This window comes from Actinacidiphila bryophytorum (genome assembly GCF_016916835.1).
Taxonomy (GTDB): Bacteria; Actinomycetota; Actinomycetes; order Streptomycetales; family Streptomycetaceae; genus Actinacidiphila; species Actinacidiphila bryophytorum.
In genome coordinates this window covers 437667-459188 of record NZ_JAFFIX010000001.1, presented here as the reverse complement: position 1 = coordinate 459188, position 21522 = coordinate 437667, and the positions used below count along the sequence as shown (strand labels likewise).

Below are 21522 nucleotides of genomic sequence, written 5' to 3'. Positions count from 1 at the left end.
GCCCGGTCGGCAGCGTGCGGCGGCCGGGTTAGCCCAGACGCCGCACGTGTCGGAGGTGAGGTCAGAACTGGAAGGACTCCACGTCCTCGTCGTCATCGTCGTCGTCCACGCCCTGCGGCACCACCCGGTAATTGGGAATCTGCACGTGACGTTCGGATGGGGCGGTATAGACGGAATCCATCAGAACGTCGTCGGGGACAGGCACTCGGGAAAGGTGGATCCCGAACATGCAGGTGCCGCACCAGAAGGAGGCGTAACCGACACGGTCGCGGGGAAGTCCGGTAAAGGCGAGGTTCGGACTACGGGCGCCGCAGTTGGGGCATGCTTCGTCCGAGGTCTCCGGCAGGAGGTCGTAGACACGGCTGTACGCCGACAGCCACTGGTGCCAACTCGCCGTGTTCTCGGTCATCTCATTCACCGTCGGCCTCTCGCCGCCGTCACCGATCTTGTTGACGGCTCCCCGAAGGCTGAACCCCATACCCGCCACCCCCCAACGGCAGTACGACCGTCACACGAACCTAGCAACATGGAGTGATCGGGTCATTACCGGGTCCGCACGTCATCCCCTTCGGGCGAAGAGCGTGCCGAGCGTCAGCGCCCCGTGCGGCAGTCGGCACAGAGCGCGGCGGGGTCGTGAGTGCGGAAGGCTCGTTCACAGCCGTCGCAGGTGCGCAGGGGCGCCGGGCGAGGGGCCTCGGGTGGCAGCGGAGGCGGGAGCAGCGCGGTGAGGCGGTGTTCGAGGAAGCGGGCGGGGTGGTGGATCGGCTCGGGTATCTGCGGGAGGCCGGTGGAGAGCACGCGGGCGATCTGCGCCGGGGTCACCGCACGGGCGAGCCAGTCGTCCACGCTCGGCGCCAGGTGGGCGATGTCGCGGGCCGACAGCAGCAGGCGGGGGTCGGCCAGCCGCAGCCGGGCGAGGACGTCCGCGGCAGGGCCGGACGACGTCGGGGCCGTCGCGCGCAGAGTGGCAGGCGCGGCCCGGCGCGTACGGGCCGAGGCGGCGGGACCGCCGGTCTCGGCATGGGCGGGGCTGTCGGCCGGTACGGCCGGGGCGGGCCATGAAGCTGAGCGTCCTGTGGGACCGGCCTCGTGGTAGGTGGGAAGTCCGCCCGCAAGAGCCGCCCTCGGCTTCCCGAGGCGCCCGCCGTGCGTACGGCCGCTCCGAAGCCCCCGCGCCACCGGGTCGGAACCCCGCCCGGGTCCTGGGCGCGAGCCGCGCCCGTCGCGGCGGCCCGGACCCGCGGTCGGCGCCGGGCTCACGGGCCGGTCGTACGCGAAGGCCCGCGTCGCGAACCGCCCGCCGCCCAGCGGCACCCGCCGCCGCTCCAGGTAACCGGCCGCCTGGAGCTCGTTCATCGCACGGCGGATCGTCACCTCCCCCTCGGGAAAGTGCGCGGCCAGCGCCTTCACGCTCACGGGCGCCCCGTCGGGAAGCGACTGGATGTACACGGCAAGCCCGATCGCCACCGCCGAGAGGTGGGGGTGCTGGGCGAGGTGGTTGCCGACGACCGTGAACCGGTCGGCGTGCCGGTGCCGTACGTGGATCACTCCGGCGGGTGGCGCACCCTCGGGGAGGGGCGGCGCGGGCAGGGCCGCGTTAGACTGCGAGTCAGCCATCGGGAAGCTACTTCTTCCTTGGTGGTCAGGCCCTCGACCAGGATTGCCGTCCTGCCGGGGGCCATTTCGTGTGCTGTTGTAGCGCCGACCGTACCTCACCCGAACCGCTGATCTGATCACCCGTCACCCGTTCGGGTGAGTGCGGGCAGCGGCCTGGCGGGGTGGGTACTTTCTCCGTTTCTTTCGTCGGTCCTTACAAGAAGGCTCGCGGCCCGGCGGGGCACGGTGAACCGGGGCGTGGCTTACCGCGCCCCGGCGGGGACGTGGGCGGTGGGTCGCGCGATGTCGGCCCACACCGTCTTGCCGACGGACCGCGGGGCCACGCCCCACGCCCTCGACAGCGCCTGTACGAGCAGCAGCCCGCGGCCGGCCTCCGCGTCGGCGGTGGGCTCGGCGAGGTCACCGGGCGCGGGCGGCGTCCGCTCAGCGCGGGTGTCACTCACCTCGACGCGGACCGCCTCCGGGCGGAGAACCAGCCGGAGTTCGAAGTCCCGGCCGGGAACGCGGCCGTGGGTGACGGCGTTGGCGGCGAGTTCGGCGACGACCACGGCGGTGGCCTCCGCGACCGTGCCGTCGTACGGCAGCCCCCACTGGCGCAGTTGACGCACCGCCAGGTGGCGCGCGATCCGCGCCCCGCACCGGGTGGCAGAGAGCCGCAGCACCAGCTCAGGGTCTCGGGTGGGGATCTGGGTGGAGATTTCACTGTTCATGTGACAGAGCGTCGCCGTTCGTTACTACGCTGAGAACTACGCAGCGCCGGACGCACATGAGCCGTCCGGCAACCGACCCGGTACGTCCGGCCCTGTCCGGTGCGTACTCCCGCGAGACGGCGGACGCCGCCGTCCGGTACGCACACGAACGGCGGAGGTGAGCCCGGTGACGACGGTGTCAGGGCAGACGACCAGCGACATGGACGACCAGGACTGGGAAGACGGCGCGGGCGACGTCCTCAAGACCGTCGGCAGGCAGATCAAACTCTGGCGCGAGCGGGCCGGGTTGACCCAGGCGGAACTGGGCCAGGCCATCAGCTACAGCGAGGAGCACATCTCCTCGGTCGAACGGGGCCGCCGCGCACCCAAGCCGACGCTCCTCGACGCAGCAGACGACGTGCTGAACGCGGGCGGCCTCCTGAGCGCCTTCAAGGACGACGTGGAGCAGGCACGATACCCGCGCAAGGTCCGCGATCTGGCCAAGCTGGAAGCCGACGCTGTTTCCATGGGCGCATACGGCAACCACAACATCCACGGCTTGCTCCAGACCGAGGAGTACACGCGTGCGCTGTACCACATGCGCCGCCCATTGCTGGACGAGGAGACGATCGAGCGGTACGTCGCCGCGCGAATGGCACGTCAGACCATCTTCAGCCGTTGGCCCGCGCCCATCCTGAGCTTCGTCCAGGAGGAGGTGACGTTGCGGCGCCCGCTGGGCGGAAGGGCGGTCATGCGAGGGCAGCTCGAACGGCTGCTGGAGGTCGGCCGGCTGCGGAACGTGGAGATCCAGGTGATGCCGACGGACCGCGAGGACCACGCGGGAATGGGCGGCCAACTGCTCCTGCTGGACGCGAAGAACGGACCGACGTTCGGCCACATCTCGGTGCAGAACTTCGACCGTCTGATCACTGACAGGAACGAGGTCAGGACGCTGGAGGCCCGCTATGGGATTATCCGAGCGCAGGCTCTCACCCCGAGGGAGTCCCTGACGTTCATCGAGAAGGTCCTGGGAGAGACATGACGACGGAGCCCACTGGCAGCGCTGCCGAGCTGAACTGGTTCAAGAGCAGCTACAGCAGCAACGAAAGCGCTGAGTGCGTCGAAGTAGCCATCGCCTGGCGTAAGTCCAGTCACAGCAGCAACGAAAGCGCCGACTGTGTCGAGGTCGCCACCTGCCCCGACACGGTCCACGTACGCGACTCCAAGGACCCCGAGGGCACGCAGCTCGCGTTCGGTCCCGCCGAGTGGGCGGCCTTCGTCTCGTACGCGGCCGAGTACATCTGACATCCCGCGCGGTGGCGGCCCGCTCGCGTCGAGGGCCGCCACCGGTTCGTCTACTCCACGTCCAGCGCCGCCTGTTCGGCCGGGGCCTTTTTGGACGCCGCCGCCTTCCGCCCCCGCGTCTTCGTCTCCGGCCGCCAGGCCCGCAGGTCCGCCTCACTCACCTGGTGCTTGCCGCACAGTTCGTCGAAGTACGCCTGGTACTCGTCGGCCGGCACGCCTTCCCACTCGGCGTCGTACTCCCCATGCCACTGCTTCACCCACGGCATGACCTCAAGCAACCCGGCCAGCAGCGGCGTGACCCGCTCCGTCCCCCAGCCACTCTGCTTGGTCCGGTCGTCGATGACGTTGAACAGCGCCTGGGCCTGGTCCTTGTGATCCCACCCGGCCCACCCGAGCAACAGGCTGGTGTCCCCGTCGGGACTCGCCCCGGGGTACGAGACGAACCGTTCCTTGGGGACGTCGAGCTTGCCACGGTGGGACCAGTAGGAATGCTTCTGGAAGTCCGCGCTGCTGTACTTCGGCGGCACCGCGATGTCCAGGCGCTGCCCGGTCAGGTCCTCCTTGCGCTGCAACTCCCAGACCTCCTCCCACTGCTCGCGGTTCCGCAGGCCGGAGTCCTTGTAGCGCATGGCGGCGAGGTACGGCACGTGCTCGTCCGCGCCGATGTCCGCGAGCACGGCGGCAAGGGGAAGGTCCGGCTTGCCGATGTGGTCGGCGGCGTAGAGCTGGGCGACGGAGTTGATGTCGGTGTCGTCCCGCAGAGCGTCGGCGAGCTGGCTGACGGTCAGCGTCCGGGGCTGCTCCATCCCCTCCCGCAGGCCGTACCAGAGGTCCCGCCGCTCGGCCCTGTCCAGCAACCAGGTGCGAAGGGCCGCCTTCTCCTTCTTCTCCCACGGCTCGGACGACCACCGCCGCTTGCACTCCGGCCGCTCGATGAGGGCGATGTCCTTGCGGCTCTCGATGACGTCGATTCGGGCCTGCACGATCTCCCGGTACCAGTCGGGCCACCGCTCCGGGATCTCGGTGACGGGCGTCGACCCGTGCCGCTCGAACCAGGCGGTCTCTGCCTCCCCCCGCGCCACCTTCCGCGCGAGCACGATCTCGAAGGCCCGCTCCCCGAGCTTCACTTCCGGCACGCTGGCCGCGTCGGGTGTGGGCGCGACGACTCGGCCTGTCTCCGCCTCCGTGAGCAGGCCGTAGAGCCCGTAGACCTGCCAGTCCAGCTCTTCTTGCAGCGCAACCATCTGCCGCCGCACGCAGCCGTGCTCACCTCGCGCAACGTCCAGCGCCTCGCGCGTAGGGGTGCCCTCGCTCACGATGGCGGGCTCGTGGGTCGCCATCTTCTGTGCGAGCGCGTCCAGTTGCCGCCCTAGTTCGAGCGGCAGCCGCTCGGGAAGCGGAAACTCCTGAAGCTTGGTCCCGGTGAACTCGTAGCGATCGATCCAAGCCTCCGGCGTCCAGCGGTTGCCTCCGCCGCTGGAATTGTCGGTGCCGCCCTTGGCTTGGCTCACCTGCTTCAACCAGAAGCAGGTCGTCGACGAGTTGAGCACCCCCAGCAACTCCAGGTGCTCGTCATTGCTTGCACCCTTCTGCAGCTTGATCACTGGCGCATGAGCATCGAATACCTTGCCGCCACGATCAAGCACAAAGTGCAGGTGAGTGGCCACATTAGCGAATGTAATCGAGAGGGGAGTATCGTAAGCAGATTTCGTATGCTGCATATACTCCCACCACTCGCGGCCAGCATCCTTCATGACACCCTGAAAGGTACGACGAGCTGCCAAAAGCGTCCTTAGCGGCCAGAGTTCTCCCGCGATGTCATCACGAACAGCACCCTGCGTGTCGTATGGGTACCATGTGAAGTTAAGTTCTACGAGTCCCCAGTCACGCACATTTTCACCACGCACAATCGGGCGCAAAAGTCGGACGTCTGACCCCTTGTATAGCGCCCGCCTTCTGGGTCGGGAGAACGCTTCATCAGAACCAGCCCTAATCGCCCTTCCGATTGGAGATTCAATCTTATCTCCGAGCAGCTCGGGAGCCCTGTCGATCTTCGACTTTACACTTGCCGACTCTCCCCCACTGAGTGACCAGGAATGTGATGAAAAACGTTCCGCCGAAGCATCCTCAACAGAAACCCAACTCGACTCACTATTCGGTGCACAATACTGACGCAAAATAGCCTTCCAAACAAGCCCATCCGCAGCATTTTCAGGCTGCGACGGCTCCCCCCGCACACCCAGTACCGCCCGAATCGTTCGCTCAGGGCTCGGCGTACGGTTCCGCCCCACCAGGATGACCGTCGGCGTCCCGTGACCCGGGATATACGCACCGGACGTGTCGATCACGTGGGACAGCTCGACCTTCAGCCGGAAGAACTCCTCGATCAGCTTCTTGCCGAACTCCCGCTTCATGAACGAGTTCGCGGTGATCTGGCCGACGTACCCACCGCCGCCCGCGTTACCGCCCGCGCCCTTTATCGCCAGCTCGAACAGCCGTTGCGCGAATGGCACCGAAAGCGCGTACGTGCCAGCGCAAGCGTCGAAAGCCGCCCGGTAGTTCTCGTTCTCCTGCTTGTCCTTCACCGTGATGTACGGCGGATTCCCCACCACCACGTGGTACGTCCCCCGCCCCAACAGGTCCACGCGCCCCGCGTACTCCCCCACGTCCTCCGTCACGTACTGGAACGCCTCGCCGCCCCCCGCGCCCTCCGCCGCGAAGAGCGTGTCCAGGTCGGCCTGGATGCCCGCCGCCCCGCGCCCGTGCAGCAGCGAGTCCCCCACCGCGACGTTGATCGGGAAGCTCGGCGCGCCCGCCAGGGAGGTGGCGCCCGCCGCGCGCATCGCGGCAACCAGCAACCGGAAGCGGGCGATGCTCACCGCGAAGGGGTTCTTGTCGCAGCCGTGCACGGAATCCAGCGCGCGCCGGATGACGACCCACTCGTCCGTACCCGGCTCCGCCGCACGCCACTTCTCCACCAGCCGCGCGAAGATCCCCAGCAGGAAGTGGCCGGAGCCGCACGCCGGGTCGATCGTCCGCAGGCCGCCCTCCGGGGACAGCCCGAACTCCTCGATCGCGGGTTCCAGCGTCAGGTCGAGGATGAACTCCTCGACGAACTCCGGCGTCTGGAGCAGCGCGTACGTCTTCCGGGCATGCTCGCTGAGGTCCTGGTACAGGTCGCCCAGGAAACGGGTGTCCCACGACGGGTCGGTGAAGTCGTAGAGGATCTCCCCGTCCGCGTCCCGGCGCCGCCAGAAGGTGAGGAGTTCCGTCGCTGCCTCGTAGCTCGGGGTCAGGCCCCACAGCGGGTTGTGGGCCTCGTCGAAGAGGCCGGCCGCGGTCTCGTTGGCCGCGGCCAGGTGGTGGAAGGCGGCTTCGAGCCAGTCGCGGTTGTTGAGCTGCGGGTTCTCGCGGAAGAAGGCCTCGTGGCGTTCCTCGGCGTCGCGCAGCCGGTCGCCGGGGCCGGCGAGGAAGGGCCACTCGATGAGGCGGTTGTCCTCGCAGAAGCGGACGAAGACGCAGCCGAGCGCCCATGCGGCTGCGGCCTGCGTGACGCGCTCGTCGCGCCAGACCCCGTACGTCGCGGCGGTCCGCTTGCCCTCACGGGCGCGGGCGTACTCGGCTGCCAGCCGGGTCCTGAACGCATCGACGGAGTCACTGCGCTCCCTGAGGTCGTCCTCCAGGGCCTTGACCTGCTTCTTCAGGTCCTTGAGCAGCCCCACCCGCTCCACACCTGCGCCCGTACCTGCGCCCGTACCAGTAGTCACTCCGCGCATCCCTCTCGCAGCACATCCCGGTGCCCCCATGGCGTGCCAAACCTGGAGGCTTCGGCCTCCATCCTGCCAGCCGTGAGAACTCCGCGGTCACCGTCCCGCAGGCCCGGTAGGCAATCCCAGAACGTCGCAGGACGTGGCAGCAAGGGGCAGAATCTCTCCGAGTTAATCGCGTATAGAACACGCCCGCCTACACGCTGTGCGAGAATCGCACACATGGAGACCGTGGAGAGCTGGGCGGAAGTTGGCGAGCGCATCGCCGAGGCACGTCTGGCTGCGGGCTTAAGCCAGGGTGAGCTGGCATCGCAGCTGGAGCTGGACCGGACAGCAGTCGTGCGGATAGAGGCAGGCGAGCGCAGGATCACCGCGCTGGAGCTTTTCCGGCTGGCCGACAGACTGGGAGTCCCGCTGGCGCACCTGGTGTCACGCCCGCCTGAGGCGCTGATAGCGCGACGCACCGCGCTGGAAGAGACGGCGGACGAGGCGTCCAAGGCGAGATACCGCCTGGATGCCCGACTGGAGGAGCACGCTCGAGCTGCCTCCTGGCTCATCGAAAACCGTTACCTCGTTCCCCCTCCTGTCGATCCGTCTCTTCTACGCGATACGGCAGAAGTGGACCCTGTGGCGCTGGCCAAGGCTGCCCGCAAGAGTCTGCATCAGGTATCAGGGCCGCTAGGTCCGCTGGCCGACGTCGTCGAACGGCTCGGCCTCTACCTGACCGTCGTCGACGAGGCCGCCGAAGGCGCCTCGCTGCTCTGCGAGGGTTACGGCGTCGCAGTGATCAGCGGCACCCTGGATCCCGGCCGCCGACGCTGGACCGCCGCTCATGAGCTGGGTCATCACCTGCTCCAGGACGCCTACCACAGCGATGCAGGCGTAGCCGCAAGCCGCAATGAGCAGGAGGAGCGCATCGACCGCTTCGCAGGAGAGTTCCTCCTGCCCGCTGACGACGTCAGCAACGCCTGGGAAGAGGCTGGGGACGACAGGGACCAACGGGCAGTTCTGCTCGCATTAGCCTCCGGCTATCGGCTCTCATGGAGCGCGGTGGTCCACCGGGCGCGCGAGCTGGGACTGGTCGACAAGGCGGAGGCGGGCCGACACAAGGCACACACTCCGCAAAGAGGGGACTTCCTGGCTGCACACGGCAGCACTCCCGTTGCCGATCTGGAGGTCGGGACAACCGGTGCGAGGTGGCGGCAGGCAGCGCTGGCTGCCTGGGGCCAGGGTGCCATCAACGCGGCGCGGACAGTCGAGTTGCTCTACGGGGCGATCACCGAAGAGGAACTGCCGAGCCAGAACCTGGAGGAGCCACTGCCGTGACGGGGGCCTCGCACGTCGGCGACTTATCCGTCCCACCGCTCGTCTGGGACGCATCGCCGTTACACCACGCCATCAAGGCGGACAAGATCGACTTACTCGGCGACATCGCACAGAACTGCGGTACTTTCCCGCGGAAGAACGTGACGACGGACGTGGTCCGTGGGGAGTTGGAACGCCACAAGCTCCCCACCGACGGCCTCGGTTGGCTCGACGTCGTCGCCCTGGGTAGCGACCCCGACGAGTCCGTCGCACTCTCGGAGATCCTCACGCTGGTCACGTGGACCGAACGCGTCGCTCCTGGCCACCGCAACGGCGGTGAGGCCACGGTTCTTGCCTGGGCGGACCTGCACAGCGGTCTCGCGGTGATAGACGACAGCGAAGCCCGGCGCATCGGCAGGCGGAACGGCGTCGAGGTGTGGGGCTCGCTCCGCGTGATCGCGGATTCGGTGCGGGCCGGCCACACCACGGAGTATGCAGCCACGTCGCTCGTGGACGCGATGATCGCGTCAGGGATGTACTACCCGCGCGGCTGCAAGCAGGGCCAGTTCGTCGTCTGGGCAAAGCAGAACGGCCTGCTCTGACCGCTCGGCGCCGGGACGGCGTCCCATCACACCGCCGAGCGGACAGATGCCGGCAGCGCCTTGACGTACTCCGAGTCCAGGTGGATCCGCTCCGCGTCGCCACCGATGCACTCCACCGTGCGGCCGTCCAGGTTCGGGGCCTGGCTACGGGTCTCCACCGGGGCGAGGAGCCACAGGCCGTGCGGGGCCTGCGTGGGGCGGCGGGCGGCGGCCTGGAGGCCGACGAGGAGGTCGCGGCCTCCCTCGTCCCAGTAGCGGGCGAGCATGCCGGCGTCGTGCAGGAAGAGAACGGTACGGGGAGTGGCGGCCAGGGCGAGCAGCCGGGCCTCGACCCTGCGCCACACTTCCCGGACGTACGTGGCAAGCCCGGGTGAGATGCGGCCCGTGGACGTGAAACGCGCGTCGATGCCGAGCACCTTCTCCCACGGCTGGTTGCGCTCCTCCGCCAGGCGGCGGAACTCCGCCAGGAAGGCGCTGCCGACGTCCACCGGCTCCACCGGGTGCCTTGCCGCCATGGCCTGGGCGGCTCCCGGCAGGAGCACGCCCTTCAACGTGACGGCGAGGAAGCCCCCGCGGCGGATCGATGCGGCGAGCTGCGCCTCGGTTCCGGCGAACGGGTCCTCGCCCTGCTCGACGCCGGAGACGGCACTGCCGACGACGCTGGTACCCGTGGACGTCCAGGACGTCAGCGCCTGCTCGACCGCCGGCGGGAAGAACCTCTTGCGTTCAGGGTCGTACACCAGCGCCGAGCGCACGTCGCGCAGGGCTTCGCCCAGCTCCACATGCGTCGGCTCCGACCCGGGTGTGAGCAGCCCGAGATCCGGGAAACGCGCCCGTAGCCGGCTGTTCAGCTCATGGGGAGTGATGCCGTTCTTGTGGCTGACCCCCACCGCGACCTGGGAGATCCGCAGGGCACGCTCCAGAGACAGGTCACGCGGGTAGAGCTCCAGACGCGGGCTCGCCGCAGCCGTGGCAGCAGCCGCGGCGGCCAGCTCGACAAGGCGGGTGTCGGCCAGCGGCGCCAGCCCGGCGGGAGCGGACACCCCTCGCAGCCTGCTGACGACAGCAGACCTGCCCGGCAGCGGCTCCTGGTGGGCGAGGCCCTCTGCCACCTGGCCAAGGGCCGCCGCATAGTCGGCCAGCTCCGCCGGGCTCGGGTCGTCCGTGCCGGGCAGCGACTCCGCGGCGATCAGTACCGACGCCTCCCGCCGGTGCCAGGCCAGCCGGGGCTCGTGCAAGCCGGCGCCGACCTTCGCCTCCCAGATCTCCGCCTCGACCGCAGCCCGTACGACCGCACCGGCGTGCGCGAGGACCTGCTGCTCGTCGCTGGAGTCGGCCCCGTACCTGATCCGCACCTTGACGGCGAGTTCCTGCGCCGTCATGACGCGCCCGTTGGCTTCGACGATCTCCACCAGCGACGCGCGGACCTCGGCGAGCCAGCCGAGCGCATGCCACTCGGCGATGGCGTTGCGGTGGTGGTCCGACACCGGCTGCTGCTGGATGCCGATCCGGTCGGCCACGCGCTTCTGCATCGGCCAGTGCCCGAGGGGCGAAGGGTCGCCGGTCACGGAGGGCAGGCCGAGTATCAGCCGGATGACCTCCGAGCGGTGCGAGTTCTTCCGTCCTCGCGGCGGGGTGAGGCGGGCGGCCATCTCGTCGACCGACGCGGGCTTGACCGCCGCGGACGTCCCGTTGCCGGAGACCTCCTCCCGGTCGTCCGCGACCGGCGGCACCGCAGCCGGGACGGGCTGGTCGCGCAGCACGGCCGCCCACTGCTTGCGCCGCCGGTTCAGCTCCTTGCGCACCAGGGAGCCGGCACCCCGGGCCTTGCTGATGATGTACGGCTGGATGTCGATCAGTTGGCGGACGACGGTGGCTCCCAGACCGTCCGCGACGGACACCGCCCGGGGGCTGAGGCCCGCAGCGTCCAGGGGGGTCTCCAGGGTGGCGACCTCGGCTGCCGCATCCCTTGCCGCGTCCACGGACTCGCTGACCGTGTCGACGGTGTCCGGCGTGGTGACCGGGCGCCGCGCGTCCGCCGCCCGGAAGACCTCGTACCAGGCGTCCCGCATCTGCCGCAGGGTGTCGAAGCGCTGCTCGGTGTCGCGGTGCAGAGCCCGCTGGAAGAACGCCGTCAGGCCGTCGGCGAGGGCTGGCTCGAAGAGCTCGTCGGCGATGGTGAGTTCGGCGTCCTCATGGGCGACCGGGTCGCTGTGCCCGCCGCCCCACAGCGGCTTCTCACCAGACGCCATCTCGTGCAGCGTGACCGCCGTGGCATACCGCTCGGCGTAGTCGTCGTATCGCGAGCGCCGCACGCTGCCGAGGAAGGGGTCGAGGTAGCCGCGGGTGCCTGCCGACACGTCCTGGTCGGAGACCTCCGCCAGCGAGAAGTCGAAGAGTTTGAGCTGCCAGATGCGGTCCTCGCGGCGGTACAGGCCGAGGTTGTCCGGCTTGATGTCGCGGTGCCTGACGCCCTTGGCCGCCAGTTGGTCGAGTGCGGTGAACAAGTCGCTGCCGTAGCGCTCCAGCTCGTGGTAACTGAGCTTGCCCTTGCTGCGGAGCCGGGCACCCAGCGTCTGCTCGCCCGCGTACTCCAGGACGAGCAGCGGCCTTCCGCCGATCTCCAGGGTGCCACGGAGCTGGACGACGTTTCCGCCCCCCACCTCCGCGAGCGCGCGCGCCTCGGCGCGCAGGCGCTCGGCCTTCTCCTGGTCGAGGGCGACCTTGAACACCCGCTCCTCGACGTGCGTCTCGCCCTCTTCGTCCTCCACGATCCGCTCGACAAGCAGAGCACGCGCGGTCGCCCCCGTACCCAGCGTCTTGCGGACGAACCACTCGCCGTCCAGCGCCTGGCCGGGCTGCGCCGTCAGCGGGTCCACCTCGACGACCGCGGACGGCTCGGGGGCGGTGTTCTCCTCCTCGGCCCGGTCGAGCAGTTCGATGAAGCGGTCCACCGGGGTCAGCCGCAGGTCGGGGTCGGCCTGCGTGGCCTGGAAGACCAGCTGGTCCAGCTGCTCCGACACTCCGTCGGCCACCGCGATCAGGCGCAGCCCCGCATCCGCTGCCAGGCGCTCACGCAGGGCGCTGCGCTCGGCGGCCGGCGGCTCGCCGGTGAGGATCAGGTAGGAGACGGCGCCCAGGCCGAAGATGTCGAGGTCGACCGGATCGGGGTGCGGCTGCTCGTACTCGGGAGCCAGGTAGACCTGCGCGGTGTCCTCGATGAAACCGCCGTCGATCGACTCATTCCCCAGCGACCTGAGCAAAGTGGCGTTGGTGTCGAAGTCCCGCGCCGCGGTCTGCCAGTCGGTGATGCGCAGCTCCGGCCGCGAGCCGTCGGGGCGGCAGGAGACGTACACCGAGCGGGCCGACAGCGCCCTGTGGAAAAGCGAGCGGTTGTGGGCGTAGCGCACGGCCTCGGCGAGCTGGCGTACCAGGTCCAGGCGCATTTCGGGGGTGAGGTGGCCGCCGTGGGTGTCGAGGTACTGATCGAGGCGAAGGTCCGTTCCACGGTGCCGGAAGAGGATGGCGGGGCCTGCGAGGTGCTCGCGGATCTCCACGGCCGCGGCGATACCGCGGTGGTTGATGCCTTGCAGCACCTGATACTCGCGCGTCGCGGCTCGCGTAGTGGCCTTCTTCGCGGCGTCCGTGGGTTGCTGGCCCACGAGGTAGATCCGTACCCGGCCCTCCTCGTGGACCAGGCCGTCCACGCGCTTGGCCAGACGGTCCTCCCACGACCTGCCGATGTCCAGGGGGTGCGGCTGCATGCGCCACGCGTCCCCGAACCGCAGGTGGGCGGTGGACTGGCGGATACCGATCTCCTTGAGCATCCGCGGCAGGTCCCGCTGGGAGAAATCGGCGGTGATCCGGCGCTCGGGCCGCTCGGGCGGCAGACCAAGGAAGTCCTGCCAGATCCGCGGCAGCCGGCTGGCTCCGTCGTCCCGGCCGAAAACCCGCAGCCGCTGCACCTCGTCGAGCCTGCTGTCGAGATCCGTGGCCGACAGGAAGACGGCCGGCTCGATCCGTGGCAGCGGACCGCGGATGCCCAGTCTGCGCCCCGCCCACTGCAGCTGCGACTTGAGGTCCTTGGACTTGGCGTCCGTGAAGTGCAGCGGGTTCTTGATCGTCCGCATCCGGTCGGGCCCGTGGAAATTCCACGTCGATCCGGTGTTCTCCAGCCGGCCCGGGTGGCTCTTGATCTCCACGAGGTACAGGCCGGCGGGCACGGCGATCAGAAGGTCGCACTCGTTGATGCGGCCGGACTGTGCGGTGAAGGTGAAGGTCGCCCAGGCGCGGTACGGCTCGGCCGGCGGCATCAGGGCACGGACGTGGTCGAGGGCGTCCTGCTCCCACGGGTACGGCGAGGGGTGATCCTGATTCCACTGGTTCCTCGGCCCCGGCGGCGGTCCGGGTTTGGGTCCCGACGACCTTCCCACTGCCGTCACGGTCCGACCTCCGCGGTGTTTCATCGCCTGAACGCAGCGCCTCAGTTCCTGAGCGACTCTATCGCGTGACGCTCCACCGGTGCCCCGGATTGTCCGGACGGTCCCCAGGTGCGCGAAGCGCGTCCCGCCGGCCGTGGCGGGCGCGTTGTGGCGTAATTGCGGCGGTGTGCCGCGGGGCGGGTGCGGCTAGAGTGACGGGTTGACAGCGGGGTGTTCTTGGTGGGGGGACAGCTTGACTCAACCTGTCGATCCTCGGTCGGCCTATTCCGTGACCTCCGGGCCGGATCCTGCGGCCTCGGGGCCGCCGGTGGATCCGGAGGAGCCGAAGCCGCACCTGCCTGATCCGGAGCCGCTGCCGAAGCCCGTGGCGCCGCCGCCGGTCTGGGGCGGGGACCCGGACGTGGGGGTCTCCTCGTCCTACCTGCGGCTGCTGGCCGGCGAGTGCGAGGGCGTCGCGCGCCGTATCAGGAACACGACGGGGGCGGCGGAGGAAGCCGGGTGGGCGGTCGCGCGGCAGGACGCGGGCTGGTCCTTCGTGGGCAGCCTGCAGGACATGCACGCGCGCTGGGAGGCGCTGAACGACGTGATCACCGGGCGGCTCACCGAGGCGGCCGGCAACTTCCGCGACAGCGCCGCCGCCTTCGACGGCACCGACACCGAGGTCGGGGACGACCTCGACTTCCGGCACTGACATCCCCGGGGGCGGACGATGGTGACCTTCACGCAGCTGCTCGACCTGGACGTACGCGGGCTCGACGCCTTCGTGGCGAGCTGGGGCGACGTCCACGCGCGGCTCAGGAGTGCCCGCGGCCACTTCCACGACGAGGTGGTCACCCCGCTGCACCAGGACCACTGGCGGGGCAAGGCCGGGCAGGCGGCGCAGTCCTTCTGCGACCGCATCCAGCTGGACCTGGACGCCCTGGACACCGAGGTGCAGGCCCTGCGGACCTTCTTCACCGACGAGGTCGACGGGGTGAAGTCGGCCGGCGGCTTCACCGGTCTGCGCAAGCTCCAGGTGCAGGCGCAGGGGCTGCGGGACGAGGTCGCCGACAACGAGATGACGGTCCACGACGACGGCAGCGTCACCTTCGTGGACATGTACGACCCGAAGATCCCGGAGAGCGCCGCGGGGCACGCACAGCGGCAGAGCACGGCGGACTCGCTCGGGAAGCGCGCGCGGGCGGTGCTGGCCAAGGCCACCGACGAGGACAAGTGGATCGCCCAGAACATCAAGGTGATCTTCGGTACGCCGCACAACTTCGAGTCCGAGAACCGGCAGTTCGACATCCTCGACCCCGACGGCACCGACCGCAGGACGTGGAACAAGCTCAACAACGTCGGCGCGCTCGCGGCGAAGCGCGGGTGGGTCAACACAGCGTGGCTGATCAAACACTACCTGGGGGCCTCGGGCGACCCGGTCGAGATCGACCCGCAGGTGCTGCTCGACGGCATCCCGCAGTTCCAGCGGGACGCGGACACCACCCTCGCCCAGGACGTCGCCAAACGGCCGGACGGCCCCTTCGAGACGTCCTGGAAGACGACGGCGCCCAAACTGTCCGACGGCGGGAACCAGGACTGGTACTACTCGCTGAACCACTTCCAGTACCGGATGGTCGGCGAGAAGCAGGGAGACCAGGTGGTGTACCGGGTGCAGATCAAGAAGCGCTACGACTGGGGGGTGCCCAGTGAGCACCGCGCCACGCAGTCGCAGGGGTGGGGGCCGCTCAAGATCAACCTGGAGCAGGCCGACCTCGCGCATCTGAACACCACGGGCAAGGCCCGCGACTTCGACGTCAGCGGGACCTCGGATCCGATTGCGGCCACGCTGTGAGCCCGCGGTATGCGGGGCGGCACACCGCGGGTGCCGAGTCGGCGGAGGTGCCGCCGGTGCAGGCACCGCCGCCCCGGCGGCGGGTGTGGCGGAAGGTCGCCCTGTGGGGCGGCCTCGCGGTCTGCGTCGCCTTCACCGTGGTCGTCGTGGTGAGCCTGGTCGGGCTGCTGCACGACGTCGACCACCCGAGCAACGACGGGTGGCTGTGCTCGGCGGATTCGAGCACCTGCCGGCCGTGACGCCGAAAAGGGCGGCGCGGCCTTCGCAGGCCGCGCCGCCCATTCAGCGCGCGGGGGTGGCGATCAGTACGCCGAGTTCACGTTGTCCATCGAACCGTAGCGGTCGGCCGCGTAGTTGCAGGCGGCGGTGATGTTGGCGACCGGGTCGTAGATGTTGTGGGACGTACCGGCCACGTGGTAGCGGTCGAAGGTCGGGTTGATGACCTGCAGCAGACCCTTCGAGGGAATGCCGTTGCGGGCGTTGATGTCCCACAGGTTGATGGCCTTCGGGTTACCGCTGGACTCGCGGATGATGTTGCGGTGAATTCCCTCGTAGGTACCGGGAATTCCCTTCTTGTGCATGATGTCGAGCGACTCCCTGATCCAGCCGTCCAGGTTGTTCGCGTACTTCTTGACGGCCACCTTGGGAGCGGCGGCCTTGTGCGTGACCGTGTGCTTGGGGGCGACGGCCGCGCGGTGGGTGGAGCGGTTGGCCGCGGACTTCTGCTGCGCGCGCTTGGCGGCGTCGGCAGCGGCCTTCTTCTTGGCCGCCTTCTCGGCGGCCGCCTTCTTCGCCGCAGCGGCCAGGTCGGTCTTCTTCTGGGCCTTCTGCTGGGCGGCCTCGTGGATCACGTGCTGCGACGCCACGCCGGTCTGTGCGTCCAGTTCCTTGACGGACTTGCCGGCGGAGACGGAGAACCCGGTGGGGTCGCCCGCCGCGGTCGCCGAACCGGCTCCTGCGGTCGCTTCCAGCCCGGTGACCGTCAGCACGACCGCGGCTGCGGCGACGGCGCCGGCTGCGGTGATCTTGTGCTTCTTCGACATCTGGTTGAACTTCGCGAACGTCGGGAGCTTCTTCGGGATCGTGGGGAGCTGCATTAGGGATTTACCTCTTCCGTAGCGGGACCCCTGAATTGTTAGAGGTGGCGGTTCTGCGGGTCAAAGACCCCGTCTACGGAACGCATTCGTAGTGGCCGCGGCGGGCGGCGATCTCCCGTGCAATACGGGGGCGGAAATTCACTAAGCTGCTTAGTATGTGACCCACGCCCTATCGAGGGGATCACAAGGGGGCGCCCCTTCATGCACAGGCCGTGAATGAAGGGGCGCTTTGTGTGAGCAGAATATGTGACCCCGGTCACCGAAATTGCGGGGTCGAATCGGGACAGAAGTACGGAAGAACGTCCGAAACGACCGCGGTTCGCTATGCCGTGAGGGTCTGGCCGTCGGCGCCGGTCACCGGGATGCCGCCGCCGAAGCGGCGGACCGCGGCGACGATGTCCTCCTTGGAGGCGTCGAGGGCAACGGGGAAGAGCACCAGCGGGGTGCCGAAGCGCTCGGTCCTGCGGCGGGCCACGCCCCGCGCACTGGCGGGGAAGAGCACCGGGGCGAAGACGGGCAGCTCGGCCGGAGCCGCCGGGAGGAAGGCCAGGCCGTTCCCCTTGACCTCGCGGACCTCGGCGATCTCGCCCCAACCGGCCGTGCGTCCGTCGGCGCCGGTGATCCCGGCGTCGTCGAGCCGCAGCAGCGCGCCCTGGGCCTTCAGCCGCACCATGCGGGCGGCGGTCAGCAGCACGGCCAGCAGCAGACCCATCAGGCACCAGCCGGCGACGGCGGCGACATGGTTGTGCTCGCGGGCCAGCCGCGTCACGCCGACCGCACTGCTCAGCACGGAGACCAGCTGCCACCCCGTCCCGCCGGCCTTGATCTCCAGCGGCCCAGATACCGGACCGCTCCCCCCACGTCGCTTCATGCCCCACCCCCCAGACGGCACGAGTGTAGGGAGAGCGCGCCCGTATATATACAGAGCCCCCGCCATACACGGCCCCCGAGGGAGCCCCCTATATAGAGGAAGCGGTCAGCGGGCCGCGGGCTCGTGGGCCGGGGTGCCGGCCGCTACGGGGTCGGCGCCGCGGGAGGGGCGGACCAGCGCGAAGACCGCGATCGCGCCCGCCAGGCCCGCAGCCGCCGCGTACAGCGAGATGCGGTCCAGGCCCGACGCGTAGGCCGCGTGCAGGCTTCCGCCATGGCCGGTGACCGTACGCAGCCGGGAGGTGAAGACCGCGCCGAACAGTGCGATACCGAGGGTCATCCCGAGCTGACGTGCCGTGTTGACCGCGCCGCCCGCCATGCCCGCCCGGTGCGGCGGCACCGCGTCGACGGCCGCGGAGACCAGGACGGGCGTGGTCAGGCCGACGCCGACGCCGATCACCGCAAGGCCCGCGAAGACCGAGGCCTGGCCCGAGGAGGCGTGGACGGTCACGGCCAGCAGGGCGCAGCCCAGGCCGATGATGAACAGGCCGCCGCCGATCGGTACGCGGGCGGGGAAGCGGTGCATGTGCCGGCCCGCGGCGGCCGCCACGACGAAGGCGGTGCCGGCCATCGGCATCAGGGCGAGGCCGCCGCGTATCGGGCTGAGGCCGAGGACGTCCTGCAGCCACAGCGAGAAGTAGACCAGGCCGCTGAAGGCCGCGGCCTGGTAGAGCAGCGCGCCGCCGAGCAGGCCGCTGAAACCGGGGCGGCGCAGCAGCGCCGGCTCGATCATCGGGTGGTCGGACCGGGTCTCGACCAGCATGAAGGCGACCGCCGCGACCGCGGTCACCGCGAAGGCACCCAGCGTCAGCGGGTCGCTCCACCCGTCGTCGCCGCCGCGGATCAGGGCGTACGTCAGGGCCGCCGCGGCCAGCGTGAAGGTGGCGGCGCCCGGCAGGTCCAGCCGGCCCGTGCCGCGCCTGGCAGCGGGCGGCAGGGCGCGCAGGGCGATCACGACGGCGACGGCCGCGACGGGCAGGTTGACCAGGAAGATGGCCTGCCAGCCCAGGCCCTGGGTGAGCAGGCCGCCCAGGATCGGGCCTGCGGCTGCGGCGGCGCCGTTGACCGCGCCCCACACGCCGAAGGCGACCCCGCGGTCCCGGCCCTGGTAGGTGGCGGCGACCAGGGCGGCCGAGGTGGCGAACATCGCCGCCCCGCCGACCCCCTGCACCGCGCGCGCGGCGATCAGCACGCCGGCGTTCGGCGACAGGGCCGCGCCCAGCGAGGCGGCGGCGAAGACGGTGAGGCCGGCGACGTACAGGCGCCGGTGGCCGAACAGGTCGCCGAGCGAGCCCGCGACCATCAGCAGCGCGGCGAGCGCGAGGGCGTACCCGTCGACGACCCACTGAAGGGCGGAGAAGGGGGCGTCCAGGTCGGACGCCATGCTGGGCAGGGCGACGTTCACGATGGTGACGTCGACCAGGAGGATGAAGGCCCCCAGGCAGATCGTCACCAGGGACAGCCATTTACGCATCGGGTGGACTCCGTTCGTGCGGCGCGGTCCTGTGGTGCCGCGGCGACCGTCCCAGACTCCGGCACGAATTCCCCCGCCCACAGCGGATGGGGGTTCGGCGGCGGAATCCGACGCGGCCTACCCTTGTGGGGTGGAATCCGACGCACTGCTGATGCCGCTGGCCTCTTTCGACCTGCTCGACCAGCAGGTCGCCCAGGCGCTGCAACTCGACGGGCGGGCGCCCTTCCGGCGGATCGGTGAGGTGCTCGGCGTCTCCGACCAGACCGTCGCCCGCCGCTACGCCCGGCTGCGCACCTCCGCGGGGCTGCGGGTGCTCGGGCTCAGCGACCCGCTGCGGATCGGGCTCACCCCGTGGTTCGTCCGGGTGCGCTGCACCCCCGACGCCGCCGGCTCCGTCAGCGAGGCGCTCGCCCGGCGCACCGACACCCGCTGGGTCAGCCTGCTCTCCGGCGGCACCGAGATCTGCTGCCTGACCTACGCCTCCACGCCCGGCACCGACGCCGACGCGCTGCTCCTGCAGAAGCTGCCCGCGACACCGCGGGTCGTGCAGGTCACCGCACACGCGCTGCTGCACGTCTTCTTCGGCCACGACCTCAGCCCCCTCAGCAGGACCGGGCCGCTGGCGCCCGAGCAGGTACGCGCCCTGCGCCCGCCGCCCGTCGCGGCCGACGGCGGTGCCGTACTGCTCGGTGACGAGGACCGGCGGCTGTTCGCCGCGCTCACCCGGGACGGGCGCACCCCCGCGGCGGAACTCGCCGCGGTCACCGGCTGGTCGCAGACGACGGTGCGGCGGCGCATGGCCGAGCTGCGGGCCGCCGGGGCGCTCTACTACGACCTGGACTTCGGACCCGGGGTCCTCACGCCCGACATGCGGGCGGTGCTGCTCCTGGAAGTCGAGCCGGCCGCGCTTGCGGCGGCGGGCAGCGCGCTCGCCGCACACGAGGAGGTGGCCTTTGCCGCGGCCACGACGGGGACGGCGAACGTCTACGCGTCGCTGCTGTGCCGTGACGCTCGGGCGCTGTACCGGTATCTCACCGGGCCGGTGGCGGCCATTCGCGGCGTCCGCCGCATGGAGACCGCGCCCATCCACCGCACCCTGAAGGGTCCGAGCCCTTACCTCGACCCTGCGCGTGCCGCCCGCGTCTGACCCGCCCGCCCTGCCGGGCAACGCTGAACCCGGACCTCCCCCCGGCGGGGGCTTGTCGCGCAGTTCCCCGCGCCCCTCAAAATCGCTCGCCCTCGCAGGCAGACGGCGCCGCCTGATGGCGCCCGCCTCTGCGGGAAGAGGGCAACCATCAGGGGCGCGGGGAACTGCGCGCCCAGCACGAACGGGCGAAAGAAAGCAACGCCACAGCAAGTGGCAATCACCCAAGGGCTCGGGGAACTGCGAGGCCAACCACCACCGGCCGGGAGGTCGAGAGCCCAGCGCAAGGGGCAAGGTCGGCTCAGAAGCCGAGCTTGCGGAGTTGCTTGGGGTCGCGCTGCCAGTCCTTGGCAACTTTGACGTGCAGGTCGAGGAAAACCGGCGTGCCGAGGAGCGCCTCGATCTGGTGGCGGGACTTGACGCCGACCTCCTTCAGGCGCGCGCCCTTGGGGCCGATGATGATGCCCTTCTGCGAGGGCCGCTCGATGTAGAGGTTCGCGTGGATGTCGAGCAGCGGGCGGTCGGCGGGCCGGCCCTCCCGCGGCAGCATCTCCTCGACGACGACCGCGATCGAGTGCGGCAGCTCGTCCCTGACGCCTTCGAGCGCGGCCTCGCGGATCAGCTCGGCCACCATGATCTGCTCGGGCTCGTCGGTGAGGTCGCCTTCGGGGTAGAGGGCGGGGCCTTCGGGGAGCAGCGGGATGAGCAGGTCGGCGAGCAGGCCGACCTGCTCGCCCGCGACCGCGGAGACCGGCACGATCTCGGCCCATTCGAAGCCGAGGTCGCGGCCGAGCTTGTCGACGGCGAGCAGCTGCTGGGCGAGGGCCTTGGAGTCGACCAGGTCGGTCTTGGTGACGACCGCGACCTTCGGGGTCTTCCTGATCCCGGCCAGCTCGCGCGCGATGAAGGTGTCGCCGGGGCCGAGCTTCTGGTCGGCGGGCAGGCAGAAGCCGATCACGTCGACCTCGGCCCAGGTGCTGCGCACCACGTCGTTGAGGCGTTCGCCGAGCAGGGTGCGGGGTTTGTGCAGGCCCGGGGTGTCGACGAGGACGAGCTGGGCGTCCGGGCGGTGGACGATGCCGCGGACGGTGTGCCGGGTCGTCTGCGGCCGGTTGGAGGTGATCGCCACCTTCTGGCCGACCAGAGCGTTCGTGAGGGTGGACTTGCCGGCGTTGGGCCGGCCGACGAAGCAGGCGAAGCCGGACCGGTGGACGGGACCGGCTGCGGAGGGGGTACGAGCGCTCATGTGCTCATTCTCCCCGATCGCGCGGGTGTCCGAGGACGGTCGGCGGCGCGCGGCGGGGTGAGGGTGTCGAAAC

17 protein-coding genes are annotated in these 21522 nt (G+C 70.0%); 8 read left to right on the top strand and 9 right to left on the bottom strand.

Translation table 11 applies throughout. The features are described 5' to 3' along the window. Positions 1-61: 61 nt before the first annotated feature. The 3 genes from JT723_RS01900 to JT723_RS01890 form a co-directional block, all read right to left on the bottom strand. Positions 62-478: a hypothetical protein gene (locus tag JT723_RS01900; protein ID WP_205042537.1), complete on the bottom strand. Its 417-nt coding sequence runs from the start codon at positions 476-478 to the stop codon at positions 62-64. Positions 479-591: 113 nt separating this feature from the next. After that, positions 592-1617, bottom strand: a complete 1026-nt coding sequence (locus JT723_RS01895; RefSeq protein WP_205042536.1) for a hypothetical protein — start codon at positions 1615-1617, stop codon at positions 592-594. Positions 1618-1859: 242 nt separating this feature from the next. Continuing rightward, positions 1860-2327 carry an ATP-binding protein gene (locus JT723_RS01890; RefSeq protein ID WP_205042535.1) on the bottom strand — a complete coding sequence of 156 codons (468 nt, stop codon included), beginning with the start codon at positions 2325-2327 and terminating at the stop codon, positions 1860-1862. A 199-nt stretch (positions 2328-2526) separates the two neighbouring features. Here JT723_RS01890 and JT723_RS01885 point away from each other — a divergent pair, with 199 nt between their 5' ends. Together JT723_RS01885 and JT723_RS01880 are read left to right on the top strand one after the other, a co-directional pair. Next, positions 2527-3348, top strand: coding sequence for a helix-turn-helix domain-containing protein (locus JT723_RS01885; RefSeq protein WP_205042806.1), 822 nt, complete (start codon positions 2527-2529; stop codon positions 3346-3348). Next, entirely contained in the window at positions 3345-3611 is a 267-nt protein-coding gene (locus tag JT723_RS01880) for a DUF397 domain-containing protein (RefSeq protein WP_205042534.1), read from the top strand. The genes JT723_RS01885 and JT723_RS01880 overlap by 4 nt, the downstream gene beginning before the upstream one ends. 50 nt (positions 3612-3661) lie before the next feature. On the opposite strand, the gene pglX is transcribed toward JT723_RS01880, so the two are convergent. Further along, positions 3662-7387 carry a BREX-2 system adenine-specific DNA-methyltransferase PglX gene (pglX, locus tag JT723_RS01875; protein ID WP_205042533.1) on the bottom strand — a complete coding sequence of 1242 codons (3726 nt, stop codon included), beginning with the start codon at positions 7385-7387 and terminating at the stop codon, positions 3662-3664. A 213-nt stretch (positions 7388-7600) separates the two neighbouring features. Here pglX and JT723_RS01870 point away from each other — a divergent pair, with 213 nt between their 5' ends. Next, positions 7601-8704 carry a helix-turn-helix domain-containing protein gene (locus JT723_RS01870; protein WP_205042532.1) on the top strand — a complete coding sequence of 368 codons (1104 nt, stop codon included), beginning with the start codon at positions 7601-7603 and terminating at the stop codon, positions 8702-8704. Beyond that, the gene (locus JT723_RS01865; RefSeq protein WP_205042531.1) at positions 8701-9285 is read left to right on the top strand and encodes a PIN domain-containing protein; all 585 of its coding nucleotides are present in this window, start codon (positions 8701-8703) and stop codon (positions 9283-9285) included. The genes JT723_RS01870 and JT723_RS01865 overlap by 4 nt, the downstream gene beginning before the upstream one ends. Positions 9286-9311: 26 nt before the next feature. Here JT723_RS01865 and pglW read toward each other — a convergent pair whose 3' ends face one another. After that, a complete protein-coding gene (gene pglW, locus JT723_RS01860) occupies positions 9312-13727 on the bottom strand; it encodes a BREX system serine/threonine kinase PglW (RefSeq protein WP_251512809.1) in 4416 nt (1471 codons plus the stop codon). Between the two features lie 400 nt (positions 13728-14127). On the opposite strand from pglW, the gene JT723_RS01855 reads away from it, so the two are divergent. From JT723_RS01855 to JT723_RS01845, 3 genes are read left to right on the top strand one after another with little or no spacing between them, the layout of a single operon-like run. Further along, complete coding sequence (locus JT723_RS01855; protein WP_205042529.1) at positions 14128-14418, top strand: type VII secretion target; 291 nt, start codon at positions 14128-14130, stop codon at positions 14416-14418. A gap of 18 nt (positions 14419-14436) precedes the next feature. Beyond that, positions 14437-15558, top strand: a complete 1122-nt coding sequence (locus tag JT723_RS01850; protein ID WP_205042528.1) for a hypothetical protein — start codon at positions 14437-14439, stop codon at positions 15556-15558. Positions 15559-15614: 56 nt separating this feature from the next. Then, a complete protein-coding gene (locus tag JT723_RS01845) occupies positions 15615-15797 on the top strand; it encodes a hypothetical protein (RefSeq protein ID WP_205042527.1) in 183 nt (60 codons plus the stop codon). 63 nt (positions 15798-15860) lie between these two features. On the opposite strand, the gene JT723_RS01840 is transcribed toward JT723_RS01845, so the two are convergent. From JT723_RS01840 to JT723_RS01830, 3 genes are all read right to left on the bottom strand, one after another. Then, positions 15861-16655: a transglycosylase SLT domain-containing protein gene (locus JT723_RS01840; protein ID WP_240164888.1), complete on the bottom strand. Its 795-nt coding sequence runs from the start codon at positions 16653-16655 to the stop codon at positions 15861-15863. Positions 16656-16977: 322 nt separating this feature from the next. Continuing rightward, entirely contained in the window at positions 16978-17526 is a 549-nt protein-coding gene (locus JT723_RS01835) for a hypothetical protein (RefSeq protein ID WP_205042526.1), read from the bottom strand. Between the two features lie 105 nt (positions 17527-17631). Further along, positions 17632-19059, bottom strand: a complete 1428-nt coding sequence (locus JT723_RS01830; RefSeq protein ID WP_205042525.1) for an MFS transporter — start codon at positions 19057-19059, stop codon at positions 17632-17634. Between the two features lie 130 nt (positions 19060-19189). Here JT723_RS01830 and JT723_RS01825 point away from each other — a divergent pair, with 130 nt between their 5' ends. Further along, positions 19190-20206 carry an Lrp/AsnC family transcriptional regulator gene (locus JT723_RS01825; protein WP_372441190.1) on the top strand — a complete coding sequence of 339 codons (1017 nt, stop codon included), beginning with the start codon at positions 19190-19192 and terminating at the stop codon, positions 20204-20206. A gap of 298 nt (positions 20207-20504) precedes the next feature. Here JT723_RS01825 and era read toward each other — a convergent pair whose 3' ends face one another. Further along, positions 20505-21449, bottom strand: a complete 945-nt coding sequence (gene era, locus JT723_RS01820) for a GTPase Era (RefSeq protein ID WP_205042524.1) — start codon at positions 21447-21449, stop codon at positions 20505-20507. Positions 21450-21522: the final 73 nt, after the last annotated feature.

What these genes read in the sequence shown, in the direction of transcription:
- JT723_RS01900 (WP_205042537.1), bottom strand. Translation starts at nt 478, where the DNA reads ATGGGGTTCAGCCTTCGGGGAGCCGTCAACAAGATCGGTGACGGCGGC.
- JT723_RS01895 (WP_205042536.1), bottom strand. Translation starts at nt 1,617, where the DNA reads ATGGCTGACTCGCAGTCTAACGCGGCCCTGCCCGCGCCGCCCCTCCCC.
- JT723_RS01890 (WP_205042535.1), bottom strand. Translation starts at nt 2,327, where the DNA reads ATGAACAGTGAAATCTCCACCCAGATCCCCACCCGAGACCCTGAGCTG.
- JT723_RS01885 (WP_205042806.1), top strand. Translation starts at nt 2,527, where the DNA reads ATGGACGACCAGGACTGGGAAGACGGCGCGGGCGACGTCCTCAAGACC.
- JT723_RS01880 (WP_205042534.1), top strand. Translation starts at nt 3,345, where the DNA reads ATGACGACGGAGCCCACTGGCAGCGCTGCCGAGCTGAACTGGTTCAAG.
- pglX (WP_205042533.1), bottom strand. Translation starts at nt 7,387, where the DNA reads ATGCGCGGAGTGACTACTGGTACGGGCGCAGGTACGGGCGCAGGTGTG.
- JT723_RS01870 (WP_205042532.1), top strand. Translation starts at nt 7,601, where the DNA reads ATGGAGACCGTGGAGAGCTGGGCGGAAGTTGGCGAGCGCATCGCCGAG.
- JT723_RS01850 (WP_205042528.1), top strand. Translation starts at nt 14,437, where the DNA reads ATGGTGACCTTCACGCAGCTGCTCGACCTGGACGTACGCGGGCTCGAC.
- JT723_RS01840 (WP_240164888.1), bottom strand. Translation starts at nt 16,655, where the DNA reads ATGCAGCTCCCCACGATCCCGAAGAAGCTCCCGACGTTCGCGAAGTTC.
- JT723_RS01835 (WP_205042526.1), bottom strand. Translation starts at nt 17,526, where the DNA reads ATGAAGCGACGTGGGGGGAGCGGTCCGGTATCTGGGCCGCTGGAGATC.
- JT723_RS01830 (WP_205042525.1), bottom strand. Translation starts at nt 19,059, where the DNA reads ATGCGTAAATGGCTGTCCCTGGTGACGATCTGCCTGGGGGCCTTCATC.
- era (WP_205042524.1), bottom strand. Translation starts at nt 21,449, where the DNA reads ATGAGCGCTCGTACCCCCTCCGCAGCCGGTCCCGTCCACCGGTCCGGC.